Annotated in this window: 10 protein-coding genes and 2 pseudogenes; 3 read left to right on the top strand and 9 right to left on the bottom strand. The window is 57.5% G+C overall.

The window, feature by feature from the left end:
• Nucleotides 1-90: 90 nt before the first annotated feature.
• From BW981_RS21880 to BW981_RS21855, 6 genes and pseudogenes are all read right to left on the bottom strand, one after another.
• Nucleotides 91-299, bottom strand: a pseudogene (locus BW981_RS21880) (transposase); the annotation flags it as partial.
• Between the two features lie 266 nt (nt 300-565).
• A complete protein-coding gene (locus BW981_RS21875) occupies nt 566-2,635 on the bottom strand; it encodes an AIPR family protein (RefSeq protein ID WP_076443086.1) in 2,070 nt (689 codons plus the stop codon).
• Nucleotides 2,632-3,606: a PD-(D/E)XK motif protein gene (locus BW981_RS21870; protein WP_076443085.1), complete on the bottom strand. Its 975-nt coding sequence runs from the start codon at nt 3,604-3,606 to the stop codon at nt 2,632-2,634. Before BW981_RS21870 ends, BW981_RS21875 begins: the two co-directional genes overlap by 4 nt.
• Nucleotides 3,593-6,325, bottom strand: coding sequence for a Z1 domain-containing protein (locus tag BW981_RS21865; RefSeq protein WP_210188723.1), 2,733 nt, complete (start codon nt 6,323-6,325; stop codon nt 3,593-3,595). The genes BW981_RS21870 and BW981_RS21865 overlap by 14 nt, the downstream gene beginning before the upstream one ends.
• Nucleotides 6,310-7,806: an ATP-binding protein gene (locus BW981_RS21860; RefSeq protein ID WP_076443083.1), complete on the bottom strand. Its 1,497-nt coding sequence runs from the start codon at nt 7,804-7,806 to the stop codon at nt 6,310-6,312. The genes BW981_RS21865 and BW981_RS21860 overlap by 16 nt, the downstream gene beginning before the upstream one ends.
• Before the next feature lie 113 nt (nt 7,807-7,919).
• Complete coding sequence (locus tag BW981_RS21855; RefSeq protein WP_076443081.1) at nt 7,920-9,449, bottom strand: DNA cytosine methyltransferase; 1,530 nt, start codon at nt 9,447-9,449, stop codon at nt 7,920-7,922.
• A 67-nt stretch (nt 9,450-9,516) separates the two neighbouring features.
• On the opposite strand from BW981_RS21855, the gene BW981_RS21850 reads away from it, so the two are divergent.
• Nucleotides 9,517-10,011: a very short patch repair endonuclease gene (locus tag BW981_RS21850; protein WP_076443079.1), complete on the top strand. Its 495-nt coding sequence runs from the start codon at nt 9,517-9,519 to the stop codon at nt 10,009-10,011.
• Between the two features lie 573 nt (nt 10,012-10,584).
• Nucleotides 10,585-11,199, top strand: coding sequence for a recombinase family protein (locus BW981_RS21840; RefSeq protein ID WP_076443075.1), 615 nt, complete (start codon nt 10,585-10,587; stop codon nt 11,197-11,199).
• Between the two features lie 107 nt (nt 11,200-11,306).
• Here BW981_RS21840 and BW981_RS22830 read toward each other — a convergent pair whose 3' ends face one another.
• The 3 genes from BW981_RS22830 to BW981_RS21830 all read right to left on the bottom strand — a co-directional run bounded on the left by BW981_RS22830 (nt 11,307) and on the right by BW981_RS21830 (nt 12,808).
• Nucleotides 11,307-11,783 carry a GIY-YIG nuclease family protein gene (locus BW981_RS22830; protein ID WP_139333898.1) on the bottom strand — a complete coding sequence of 159 codons (477 nt, stop codon included), beginning with the start codon at nt 11,781-11,783 and terminating at the stop codon, nt 11,307-11,309.
• A 503-nt stretch (nt 11,784-12,286) separates the two neighbouring features.
• Nucleotides 12,287-12,481: a hypothetical protein gene (locus BW981_RS21835; protein ID WP_076443073.1), complete on the bottom strand. Its 195-nt coding sequence runs from the start codon at nt 12,479-12,481 to the stop codon at nt 12,287-12,289.
• Nucleotides 12,482-12,808 carry a hypothetical protein gene (locus tag BW981_RS21830; RefSeq protein WP_083712567.1) on the bottom strand — a complete coding sequence of 109 codons (327 nt, stop codon included), beginning with the start codon at nt 12,806-12,808 and terminating at the stop codon, nt 12,482-12,484. It abuts the gene before it with no gap.
• 106 nt (nt 12,809-12,914) lie between these two features.
• On the opposite strand from BW981_RS21830, the pseudogene BW981_RS21825 reads away from it, so the two are divergent.
• Nucleotides 12,915-13,213 (top strand): annotated as a pseudogene (locus BW981_RS21825) (transposase); the annotation flags it as partial.

Genomic DNA, 13,213 nt, shown 5'->3' with positions numbered 1-13,213 from the left:
AACGACCGCTGTTCCATCGCAATCCGCCCCGTGCGCCGAGGGGAGATGGAATCATAAAATCAGCAAGCGCGGTAGGTTCTTGCGGGTGTCCAGCTTCTTGAGGCGGGCGTTCTCATCCTCGAGGGTCTTCAGCCGGCGGGCGTCCGACACGTCCATCCCGCCATACTTCGCCTTGAACTTGTAGAAGGTCGCCGAGGAGATGCCGTGCTTGGCTAGCAGACGTCCGCCGTCGCAGCTCCAGCCTCCTGCTCCTTCAGCATCCCGATGATCTGCTCTTCCGTAAATCGTGAGGGGCGCATCGTCCGTCTCCTTGAGTGACGGACTCTACTCAAATCTGGAGGAAGATCAGGGTCTCAGGTCAATATGCCTCACCGGCGAGTGCTAAGCCGCACGACCCAAGATGCAGCTGCGCCCAGCGGGCAGCTACAATAATAGTGGAATTCTAGTTCTGTATCGTGACGGCGCGCAACGCGGCGCATGCGCCGCGCTGCGCGTCGGAGGCGATAATCTACTTCAGGCGCCGACCGAACCTCGGGCCCGATCAGTTGCCCGCGCGATGCCCGGCTCAGTTGGCCACGATCCCCTGATACCTCAATCGTTCCAGAACGCTCATGGCGTGCTTAGACTGCAACTCGCTTGGCAGTTGGCGTGGCATTGAAGCACAGACCCCAAGGATCTGCTGATCCTTCGGAGTAAGTTTCCGGCCACTCACGCCTCGGGCCAAGAGATCTCGCCAAAATTCGGGCCCACGATTCACAACCTCGGACTGGGCGGAGATCCCCTCAATTTCTCGTTTCTTGCTCCGTTCATCGCGCTCGCTGGTGCGGGCAATCTCCTTTAACACTAGGCAGCTGTCGAAGCCCGCATCGTAGTCCAGCTTGCGGCCTTTCAGGCCGTTCCAGCAGGCTTGCTGCTTAGCCCACTCCGACATATTCCGGACGCCAGAGGGGGGATGCGTGATCACGGCATGAGCCTCGGCGGCAGCAAGCAGCAGCGCCCGCTGCAGAGCTTCCGGTAGAGCCTGTCGCCGCCATATCGTGTCGAGATCCAGCATCTGCTTTTCGCCGGTACCATCATTGAAGACCTTGGCCATCGCGTAGGTGACGATGTTCGCGCGATACCCACCTTCATACCAAGGCTGCTTGGGGATCTCTTCTTCGAGTTTGCGGAAGATGATGGCTTTTGCGATCAGTCGACGATACCAGAGCTCATCATATTTCGCGTCGCTCTTCGACCAAGATTCGCCAATCTCCTTCGCAAATTCCGCAAAGTTCTTCTGCGCACCCCGCGAGACAATATGCGGTTGCCCAGCAGCCGAGTTCGCGAATTTGGCGAGATCCGTCTTGCTGAAGAGCTGCGTCTTTGGGAATTGCAGATCGAATTTTCTCTGCTGAGCAGCTGACAATCGACCACGCGCGTTGATGAACTGCCCGCGAGATCGCTCGTAAAACCACTTACTGTCATGCCGCTCCCCCTCTCGTGCCGCGAAGATTACGTCGCGAGAAAATTGCTCCATCCGAATGTGAAATGGGTGATTAGAGAAAAAGTCGGCGGCGTTAACCTTATTCTGTGTATTTGCATATTCGGATATCTTTGGAACTATCTCCTCTGATCGCTCTGCCGGAACGACCGTCAACTTCATTTGCACGAATACCTGTGAAAGCCGATCTTTCGCGGATTTCAGCCCGGCGTGGATCGAACCAGTCGTCTGCGCTCCATTCACGATCTGCAGATTATTGATCGCAGCTATGGCAAGACCCTTATCCGTCTGGACACAGCTGACTTCGTCGGCTGTAGCCGACAGTCCGTTGTTGTACGGAAAGAACAGCTCGGGCTCATCCCGAACGGTCTTCTGAATGCCTTTGTTCGTCTTGGCTCTGGCCTGCAAGAAGGAGCGGACATTGGCCTCCAAGAGACGCGCCCCCCACCTGTCGTAGACGGCTGCCAGCTGTTCGCCAGGCACGATTAGCAGATAGCTTTCAAGCGCTGCCCCGTTCTGCGAGGCCTTCAGGGCGGGAAGCGGGGCGCCAAAGTCGTTTGCGAAGTCGATCAACACGTCCTCGCGCGCTTGACCGGATCGGTCGAACCGTTCGAACCTGGCCAGATCCCACACGGACCAAGTAATTGGGACATCCCCGACTTCTGCCAGCTTCACAGTGTCATCACGACCGATGTAGTGGCGGTTCGAGACGAGAATCAGCTTCACCTTTGTGACCTGAGACCATGTCGTGATGATCAGGTCGGAGATTTGGAAGGCAGGGTTTGCCTCGTTCAGCGAATCGCGGAAAGTTTCGGTCCGGGCCTTATTCAGAAAGCGGATCAAGGGGTTGAGGATCGATTTAACATCACCCTTGCCGAAGGTCTGGACATCGTCGCCGTCGACGAAGTCGCAGACGATCAGGCCAAGCACCCCCTCACTGTCGCGCGGATCGCCTGCATATCCGTCGATCCTGAGCTTCTGGGCACCCTCACCGGCCTGATAATATGCGCGGTCGGCCACCTCGAGTTCGCCGGCTTCAGTCAGTCGCTCAGTGATCCGGTCAAAGAAGGCCTCGACCATCAGGATGCCGCTGGCGTCAGCCTCGCGGCGGATATCAGCCATCAGGTTCTGGTGGTACTCTTCAAGATCCCTCATTGTTGGTCCTCATTAACAAGTCCGGATCGCACGTCGTGCCAATCCGCCCGAAAAGGTGTGCAGGCAGACAGCCCAAGGGTATAGGTGACGCCAGAAAGGCCGAGCGGAACGGGCGCGGCGATCCGCGGGAAGCCTTCAGCAACCGCATGGAAGTCAGGGGAGGAGACAATCCACCGCCACGCCGAATAGTCGTGCAGAGCGTCGTATCCCGCGTCGGCAAGAAGAAGATCCCAATCCATGATAGCTGACGGCTCCGACCGTTCCAGCAGGTCGGTAACCTCGGCCACCTCTTCGGTCAGAGTCTTGCCATGGGGCGGCTGAGCCTTGTCGACGGTGATGACCGCCAGCCACAGGCGACGAGCGGGCACATCGGCCAACTGGTGCTCGTTGCTGATCTTTACGAAGGGCTGGGACGCCCCGCGTCGCGCCTTGACCTCGATGCAGTCAGCTTTGAGCTCGAAATCCTTCGGTGCCCCGGACGGACCGGTCCAGGCGGCGAGGGCAGCCTTCGCCCCGATGGTTGAGATCAGCAGTTTCAGAACCTCGATTTCGCCGATCAGTCCCTTTTGCGCTTCCTCCGACAAGATTTCCTGCTTTCCGCCTCGCAGCAGGTAGTGCCAACGAAAGGTGCGCTGAATCGCCCGTCTCAGGGCCTCGCCTTCGGTTTCGGAAAGCTCGCCCGCCGCGATCACGTCGCGGCACAGAGTTTCGAACAATTCGAGCTGCGCGTTGTCCTTCAGGCGGATGTAGAGGATCGGGCCGTCCGACAGTGTCTGAAATCGAATCTCGAGGTTGCGCAGCTTCGGCAAATCGGGCGTCGGTGTCGGCAGTTCTGTCAGTCGCAAGACCAAGGCAGCATCGGTGCGGGGCATCGCCGCCCAGAACCAGTTCCACCTCGCCGACGCTGAAGCGCGACGAGTATCAACCTTTCCTGCCTCAAGCCCAGACCACGGAGTGTCATTCGGTATCACCGAGTGCCTCCTCCTCGATTTCCTCCTCGCCGAACATCTCGCGCATACGAATCGTATTGACTACGTACTCGACGGTGCCACTCTGAACATTCGATAGTGGGAAGCAGATACTCCAAGCAAGAACTGATTTTGGCAGAAGGTGCTTCAATTTTTCGTCTTCGACGTTTGGTACCACGAAGCGAAGGATCAACAGAGGCCGGCGCCCGAGTACCTCGAGGAAGATCCTTGGTGGAAGCGTCTTGGGGGCGCTCTCTTCCGTGCGGTCGCCGAGGAAAGACTTAATTGCCAAATCGATCTGATCTTTACTTAGGCCTACGCGTTCGTCACCGGGCGAGCCAACCCGTCTGCTGGCTCCGCTAATCGCAAGTACGCCCTGACGCAGATCGTTCTCGCCAACCGATCTGTCGAATCCCTTCATCGCGACCCCTTCGGAGCCAAAGTCGATGGCCTCAGCCTTTTGAGCGCTGGCAAAAAGGACGTCCCAATCCTTGAGCTCATCGCCGGCGCGGGCGTCGATATAGTCACTCATGAGGCGCGGATCCGTCAGAGGATCCGCGGCATCGGCGCGGAAGACGCGAAGAAAATCGCGCACCAGATCGACGGGAACCGAGCTGTAGAGCGTCCCCCTTGATGGGTAATCGGCGGTCAATCCGCTCGCCTTCAACGCCCCAGCAAGCACCTGCCCGGCCTTCTTGTTCCGATCCAGCTGACCCTGGTCCGCGCGGATGCGCGTCGTCTCAATCAATCTGCCTGCGAGACCGACCTTGACCGGGAAGTCCCTGCCGGTCCCCATCTTGTTTCGAGCGGTGACTATCAGCGACTCTGGATGACTTCGTACGGCGAGACCGAACTGCTCTGGCGTAGCCTTTGCCAGTTCCATGCGCTTCAATTGGGCTTGGAGGTCGTCCATCGCCTCATGGATGTGGGCATACCAGCCGACTCCATCAGCAGGAATCCACACCCGACACAGATCCTCGTAGCCGGGGCGATAGCCGAACCAGCGACCCATCTGCATCAGCGTGTCGTACATCATGGAGTTTCGGAGGAAGTAGCTGACAGTCAGCCCCTCAAGCGTGAGCCCTCGCGAAAGTGAGAATCCGCCAACGGCGATCACCGTCACGCCATGCTCGCCTCGCTGGTCATAGTCGAGAGCTTGGGATCTCTTCGATGCATTGACCTCAACCACGCGAGCGGCGACCAGAACCTCATGCAACCTTGCCTGCACCGCTGACCAGTCGGCGCCGTCTGCTTCAGCGTATTCCTGCTCCCAGATCTCGTTTAGCGCGGCGATTTCCGGATTACGGAGGGCAGCTCTACCCTTGCCCGCATCCACAGCAACAGCGTCTCGCATGCGGCCAACAAGGTCCGAAATGCGGGACCGTAACCGTCCTTGGACTTCGGTGAAGCGAGAGGCATTGACCAGCATCGAGGCATGTGAGGCCTGCTGCCCCCGCGCGTTTCGGATCGCGCGGGTGACGATGAAGGCACGTACAGCGCGCACAAGGCTGTCAGGCAGCAGGTCGACCGGATGGTCGATTTTGTGCTTCATCGGCAGAATGTCTTCGTTGTCGTCGATCAGCCTGATATGCTGGTCACGGGCATCAAGGAACACCTTCTGTGCGCCGAAGTAGTTCGACGGTGCATCAAGTCCGATAATGAAGTGGCGCGGAAACAGATCCTGCTTCAGGGTCTCGTCGTCCGTATCCGGGTCGATAAAAATGTTGGCGAAAGGAGTCGCAGTATAGCCGACGTAGCAACTCCGGTGGAACAGTGAGAGCAGTTCTCGAATCTGGCCATTTATGCGCGTAACTTCGTCACGAGCATAGGCTGTGTTGATAGACGCATTGTCGGCCTCATCGTCAATCAAGAGCATTGGCTGACTGACCATCTGCGTGCCTTGGTGGACTGAGTGCTCCTTTAGCCACTCCAACAGGTTCTTGAGCGTGCTGGAATTCTTCTTGATCACGAGCACAACGGGCACGTTGTACTGTCCGATCTGGCTGGTGTTTGTTGTCGCAGTCGCCTTGTTGAAATCGCGCAGAGTGTTGGTCAAAGAAACCGGAAATTCACGCTGATCAAACTGACCGACGCCAATGATCTTCTGTCTTTGTGCCTTGTTTGCGTGAGCCAGTCGTCCTGTGTCACGCCCGATAAATCCTTCGTCGATTCGCGCTTGGGTCTGGTTTCGCAGGTTGTTATGGATGCCTGCGATCACGACGATCAGGCGATAGCCGGCATCAGCAGCCTTGCAGATGAGACCGGTGTAATTCTGCGTCTTGCCGCTTTGGACGTGGCCCACGACCATTCCCCGGCGGCTCCATCGGCTGTTGTTGCGCGGATCGCCGAGGCGGTCCAAGATCCGATCTGTCACCTCGTCCGTGGCGTCGATCACCGATTTAGGCAGGCCCTTCATGTTCAGCAGCCTGCGATAACGGCTCCAGTAGAAATCCTCGATCTTTCCGTTGATGCGAGCGTCGTGTAGCCATGGTTTGAAGTCCTCGGCATCGACGATAGCACCGAGGCCCATACTTATGCCGTGTTTTTCTTCTATCAGACGTGCGAGTTCTTCGGCTTCGTGATCCTCAACCTTCCCGAAAAACATCGGCGTTCCGCGAAGTTGCTCGATGATCAGCCGGATCGATTGCGCCGTGTGGGGCCCTGGCTGGGATGCCATGAACATCGATGTCATGCCTTCAAGGCTACTCAGCAAGGGCTGCACTGCTTTTCCTCTGTCTCGACGGTTGCGTCGATGATACGCTGGGTATCTTCCCACGCTGACCGGAATGGATCGACGTCCTTCATCAGGGACATGATTTCTTTGATGCCCTTCCCGGCCCCTAAGAGAACTGACAACGTCGCGTGAACCGCTTGTGCCAGCGCATCTTCGTCCACGAAGTCGGGCACGATCTGCTCAGCTGTACCCGCCATGTCTGCGTGCACAGTTTCAATAGGGAGAGACGCCCCGACAAGCGCAATGCAGTTGAAGAAGCCGCGTTGAAGTTCCGGCGTCAGGCTTTCGGCGAAAGAAACGAAGGTCGGATGCTCAATATTGGGCCGGTATCTTATCTGTCCATCGGCTTGTATGCGATTCCACATCGGTAGACGCTCCTGGTCCACCAGCTTGGCGCCCCGCTTGTTGTAAGTTCGCTTGGATCCCGCCTGAATCCTCTCGATTACTTTCTTCAAACGGTCGCGCACGATCGGAGGTAACTGCGCGGACGACTTCTTAACGTCAATCTTCCAATCGGCGTCCATACTATTGGGTATGTCGATTCTGACGCGTGACAGCTTGGTGAGTTCGGATTGGCGACAAAGGCCGAACCAAGTTCCGTAAACAATCAGCCGCTTGCCGCGATAGAGATAAAAGCCTTGGGACTTCAGATGGCCTTCGGGGCCTGCAATGTCCTCCCAGTCCATCTTGCTAATCTGTTTGTGATGCGGAAGCGTGAAGCTCTGAATCTCCACGTCGCCACCCAAGAGCGCAAGCCGCTCCTCCGGATCCATGATAGTTGCAGAATTTCGGCGAGCAAAAGGATCAAGCGGCAGAACTTTTCTGCCATTTAGCAGGATTTGGAGCGGCTTAGTTTCTTCCATGAATCGATGAAATACGAGGCGGAGGTGGCGCTCTGTTTCGGCGATCCTTTGATTGATGATTTCAGCGCGCTTGGCGGCATTGTACGATACGCCGCCGGTCAGCCGATCTAGCTTCTGCCAGAGAACGAGCGTGCCGGTTGCGCCCAAATGGTCAACTGCCGGGATTCCGGCGACATGATCAGGCAGCTGCACAGACCATTGATTTTGTTTCGCTACATCGTCGAGATCCCAGATGGCGGCACACGCTTGGCCACCCTTCTTGGAAACGACTGTCAAGCGGCGACACTGGGAAAAGCTGGCACTTTTCAGTCCAAGGCCGAATCTGCCAAGGTCAGGCTTGTCGCGAGGTGCCAGCGGATTCTGACTTCCAGGTCGCATAGCGGCGACAAGTTCATCTTCCGTCATGCCTACGCCATCATCGATAATCGCGATGTATGGCTCGTCGGAATACGTCTCCGTGATGAGCTGAATTCGACGCGCTCGCGCCGTTACCGAATTGTCAATGATGTCAGAGATGGCCGTCTCGAGCGAGTAGCCGATATCCCGCAGCCCTTCAATCAACGCCGACGCATGCGGTGTTGCATCGGCCTGTCTGGCACCACCCATATGAGCCCTACGAATCCTGCCTAAATCGTAGGCTCCACATTTGCTCGAACAGGGGAAAGCCACAAGTGGCGGTTGCGCGCAAAAGCGAGTTGGCGACCGCCGCGCGTGTCAGATCACGTCAGGGCTGTGTAAATCAGATTGGCAATCTGCTGAGCTAGAAACGGGGGGACAGCGTTTCCGACCTGCACGTACTGCTGCGTCCGATTTCCAAGAAACAGATAGTCATCCGGGAAAGTCTGCAGCCGCGCGGCTTCGCGCACCGTCAAGCTTCGGCACTGCATCGGCTCAGGGTGGATGAAGTAGTGCCCATCCTTGGCGATATGGCTCGTGACTGTTGTTCCCGCTTGGCCTGCGAGCTGAACTCGAAACCGATCATTGAAGACGCCGCTATCCCAATTGCGGTGGTCAGGGGTTAGCGCGACCGGAAAATCCGCAGCCTTTGGGCTATAACGATGCACACTTCCGAACACCGAGGCGAACAGATAACGCCCGAGGTCCGATGTCATGTGCCCGCGTGTTTCATGTTGAGCAATGGCGCGCAGATCGGGCCGCTCGAGCCAACGCAGTAGTTCATCGGTTGAAGCCCCGTAGTCCTCCGGCAAGCATGACGATGCTCGAAGCGTCGGCGAGCTATCTTTCATCCGCTTTGAGATGGTTGAGAATGCTTCGCCAAGCGGGCGGTCATCCCCTTGGTAGATGCTGGCCAGCTGCCCTGCTGCGTTAGCGACCTCGGTCCGCCAGGCAGCAGCGTAGTCCAAGCCGCGACTGATACCGCTACGCAAGGCTGGCAGCATGCCGATAGCGTCATTTACCGTCCGGCTTTTTTGGGAAACCGAGACCACGGCATCAGCGGTCTTGGCCGCCACATCCGAACGAATGCCAACGATTATCACTCGATGGCGCCTTTGTGGCACTCCGAAATTCTCGGCGCGAACGATAAAGTCCGCCGGTTCCGTCGCCTCCGTAAGGCTCGCCTTTCCATCTTCGACACGGATCGCGCGCAGTTCGTAATGGTGACCGCGGCCTGTTCCTAGCGAGGACAGATCCTCCATCACCATCTCGAATACCAGGCGGCTCTCAACTGTTGACGATAGCATCCCCTTAACGTTTTCCATTACGAAAGCAGCAGGTCGAAGGCGGTCGAGAACCCGGATGTACTCGCGAAACAGGTAGTGACGCTCATCATCTTCAGGAACATAGCCAACTTTACCCCGCGCCCGAGCGCGCCCAACCAAGGAATACGCTTGGCAAGGGGGGCCACCTATCAGGATCGTGTCGTCGGAGCTTTTCCTCAGCCTAGCGATAGCGCTGTCGACCGCTGACGCTGCCGCGTCAGTGCCAAGCTCCAAGGCGCAAGCTTCACCAACGGCAAGGCGCCATGCTTCTTTGTCGATAGCCGACCAGTCCGGCTCGGGAATGAGTCCTGCGTGGAACTCTATAAACTCGCCCGGCAGCGCGCCGTGCCGCGCTCGATATTCTCGGAGAAACGCGCGCAGCGTCAGAGTTCCATGAGCCGATGTCTCCTTCTCAATTGAAACACCGATCCTGAATGGCGCAGGCCCATCCTTGCCAAGTGACGAAAATCCTTCGCCCAACCCCCCTGGACCAGCAAACAGATCGACAACGCCGAAGGCAGCGGGCAAATCAGACTCCTACGAATTTCATCCAAGGCGGTGTATACGAGTTTCCAACACGAAAACCAGGGCGCTTGTGGCAGACATCGTGGACCAGCAAACCCGTTCCCGAATGATGTCGGGAATACGGGGGAAGAACACGAATCCCGAGCTGGCTATACGGTGTGGATTGCACGCTCGCGGCTTTCGCTTCCGACTGCACTCGATGAAGGTCCGCGGTCGGCCAGACCTCATTCTTCCGAGGTATCACGCGGCCATCTTCGTTAACGGCTGCTTTTGGCATCGGCACGAGGGGTGTCGCTACGCGACCAACCCGTCGACCCGACCTTCATTCTGGCAGACAAAATTTGAAGCAAATGTCGCGAGGGACCGCGCCGTTCGTGAGGCTCTTTTAGAAGATGGATGGCGGGTGGCAACCGTCTGGGAGTGTGGCCTACGAAGACCGGATCACGCTGCAGCTTCCATAGAACTTCTGGCAGCCTGGCTCGTCTCGGCTCAACGCGAGGTCGAGATTGGTGAGCGCAGCCTGCACCATGTTCCCGCTGCGATTTCCACAGGTCGAACTAGGTAACCCTCCTCCCATCGATGAAGATGTTCGAGCGGACCAGGCTGCCGGTACCTCCCGCGTTGACGCGGACCGAGTGGCCCCGGCTCACGATGAGTTCGATCACCTCATCTTCGGTTCGGGCCAAGACCTTGTTCTCACTATGGTGCTTCCGATTTCCATACGCGGGAGCGCCGAGGACGTAGAAGCCATCCCGATTGCGCTTCGGCTCTTGGCGTGCGCCTGTCTTCGGGCATAGGCGATAGACTCTCAATTTGGTCTCCTCATGCGGTGCTCCCGATCTGCTTTATAGCGGGACCCGCGCGGGATGCATCTACGTCCATCATGTCCGATGAGGTATGGCTTAGCGGATGCGCGTGCCGGGGCCGTTTCGGCTGTCCGCATGGGGTGACCGTTATCAACCGGCGAGCGATTCAACGGTCAAGGCCCTATCGAAATGACCGGTGCCATGCCGAGCCTGGTTCAATTGGGCTGTGCCTCTCATGAACCGGTCGTATGCCGGTTCATAATATATGTTTGATAATCCAAAATGAACCGGTTATAAGGAGACCATCCTAACTGAACCGATCAGGGTGCTGCATGTTCGTTCGGGCGTATCTCAGAGCTTCCACTTTGGAACAAGACGCTACCCGGGCCCGTGAACAGGTCGAAGCCTTCGCCAGCGAACGCGGATTGACCATCGCCGCGACCTACATCGAGAACGAAAGTGGCGCCTCCCTCAAGAGGCCGGCCCTCTTCCGATTGTTGGCGGATAGCCGGCCCGGCGACCTTCTCCTGATCGAGCAGGTAGACCGCCTGTCCCGGTTGAACGCCGAAGATTGGTCTAAGCTGAAAGCGGAGATGGCGACCCGTCACATTCGCGTTGTCGCTTTAGATCTGCCGACGAGTTGGGCCATGGCTGATTCGAAGGCCGACGAGTTCACGGTACGTATGTTTGATGCCATCAATTCCATGATGCTCGATATGCTCGCTGCCGTCGCACGCAAGGACTACGAAGACCGACGCCGCCGGCAGGCGCAGGGCCAGGCTAAGGCGAAGGCTGAAGGTCGCTACAAGGGCCGCCCTGCTGATACCAAGCGCAATGAGGGTATCGCGTCGATGCTCAGGGCCGGCATGACATGGTCCAACGTGCAGGCAGCCACGGGATGCAGCCGGGCGACCGTGGCTAAGATCGCCAAGCTGGTGCCACAGTGATGGTGGCTTGGCTCTTGAGAGCCACCACGATACTGGCTTGGCAGCCTGTAAGAATGTTCGCCCAATGACTGCCGAGCCAATTCACCTTGAATGCTTCGATGGCATCTTTACGCAGCTGATGTCGATTTTTGTTCAGAACGGCTGACTCCGAGCACGTTGAGGCTGCGGCCATTGGCAAATTCATCCTTCAGGACGAGGAGAAGTGCCTCTTCATCAAGCGATGTCTGGTAGATTTGCACGCCAAGGTGAAGGACTTGTTCTGATGGGCGAAACCATACCTCAACTGGCTTATCCGGAAGATACTTGCGAAGTTCGGCTGCGTTTTGCAGGCCTTTCTTCGATTGAGAGGCCGGGCGACTGCCGCTGCCGTGTTGCGCCATTCGCACCTCGAGAGTTCGGCCAGCCTTTCCTACATACAGAACGTCATAACCATCGTCGGCGCTTACAAGCCAAAGATAGACGCCAGGGCAGGTGCGGTGGCCGAATTCGTCAGAGCGCCTGAATGCCAGAGTTTCAGCTTTAAAATAGAGCTGTCCAGCGGGCGTGAAATCCAGCTCCTGAAGCCACGATTTGTTGATTGCCACGTCTGCCTCCAGCCATCGACTGGTCAGTGCTATCCCACGCAATTTGGCGGTGCAACAATCTGTCCAAGCTTACCTTGTGGCCATAACTGCCGGCGAGTGGCATACCCGTATCTGATACTCAAGCGCTCGTCTCCATGCCACATTCCAAACGCCTCTAGCTCACTTAGCCTTAGCCTTAGCCTCGGCGTGGGCTGACGACGCTGAAATTTTAGCGTCGGACAATAGGTTGTCGACTAGTTGATCCGATTGAACACAATGCATAGCCGCTGGGCTAATGATTTCGGCGTGCTCCAGAAACGCGACCTCGAGTTCGGCCCCCAAGCAATAGGCATCGCAGCGAGGGCAGATCACATACCGCCTCCGGGACGATGCCTGGCGGCCCGCGCGGATCGATGATGGCAGGCTTGGCGATTTCAGGACCGGCCTGATCATCCGCACAGCCTCGGCGAGAAGCTTGCCCGATATCCTGACCAGCGATGTGCCGCATTTGGCGCAGGTCTTTGTCACTGCTTCTGCTGGCCGGGTTCTGGGTCGTAATCCGGGATCTCGTGACTAGGCGTCACCCGGCACAGCATGGCCAGAGAGGCTGTCAGCACCTCAAAGATGAAACTCCTTTGGGCTTCATCTGTCGCCATGAGAACTGTCTTTCCGTCCGAGTCGAAGACCACGTCATTGTCGTCGTGGATTGTGATCCGCATTCATTCTCCCTGAGATTGCCCTAGCATGGCTGCGGAAGGCATTGGCTGGTTCAGGCGCTCCAATGCTCCTGCATACTTCTCCTTGAGCTTGGTCGCCTTCTTAGGCGCCAGCAGACTCATCCTGACGGCATCCAGATTGTCCCTGAGATCGGCTATCTTCACCGGACGAGCCAACTCGTTGGATGCAGCCCGATCTATGAATTCCAGATAGCTCTCATCCTCCTGCCTCGAGAGGGCAACGATGGCCTCGACGATCTTGTTGGAGAAACCCTCAGCCAGCAGAGTATCTGCCGTGATGTCGGAATCCTCAATGACATCGTGCAGCACCGCGATGATTGCTCGAGTCTCGTCTCTGGATCGAATGAAATCAATGACCTGAGACCCTGATCTTCCTCCAGATTTGAGTAGAGTCCGTCACTCAAGGAGACGGACGATGCGCCCCTCACGATTTACGGAAGAGCAGATCATCGGGATGCTGAAGGAGCAGGAGGCTGGAGCTGCGACGGCGGACGTCTGCTAGCCAAGCACGGCATCTCCTCGGCGACCTTCTACAAGTTCAAGGCGAAGTATGGCGGGATGGACGTGTCGGACGCCCGCCGGCTGAAGACCCTCGAGGATGAGAACGCCCGCCTCAAGAAGCTGCTGGCCGAGCAGATGCTCGACAACGCGATCCTGAAGGATGTCGCCGCAAAAAAATGGTGACGCCCGATGCGAAGCGGAAGGCGGTGGCTC

It is taken from the genome of Allobosea sp. TND4EK4 (genome assembly GCF_900156025.1).
Taxonomy (GTDB): domain Bacteria; phylum Pseudomonadota; class Alphaproteobacteria; order Rhizobiales; family Beijerinckiaceae; genus Allobosea.
Note: the sequence above shows the minus strand (reverse complement) of the source record. Positions and strands in the feature narration are given on the sequence as shown.

Excerpts from the sequence above, each read along its gene's own strand:
- BW981_RS21860 (WP_076443083.1), bottom strand. The coding sequence starts at position 7,806 with ATGGGTGGTGCCAGACAGGCCGATGCAACACCGCATGCGTCGGCGTTG.
- BW981_RS21875 (WP_076443086.1), bottom strand. The coding sequence starts at position 2,635 with ATGAGGGATCTTGAAGAGTACCACCAGAACCTGATGGCTGATATCCGC.
- BW981_RS21835 (WP_076443073.1), bottom strand. The coding sequence starts at position 12,481 with ATGCGGATCACAATCCACGACGACAATGACGTGGTCTTCGACTCGGAC.
- BW981_RS21840 (WP_076443075.1), top strand. The coding sequence starts at position 10,585 with ATGTTCGTTCGGGCGTATCTCAGAGCTTCCACTTTGGAACAAGACGCT.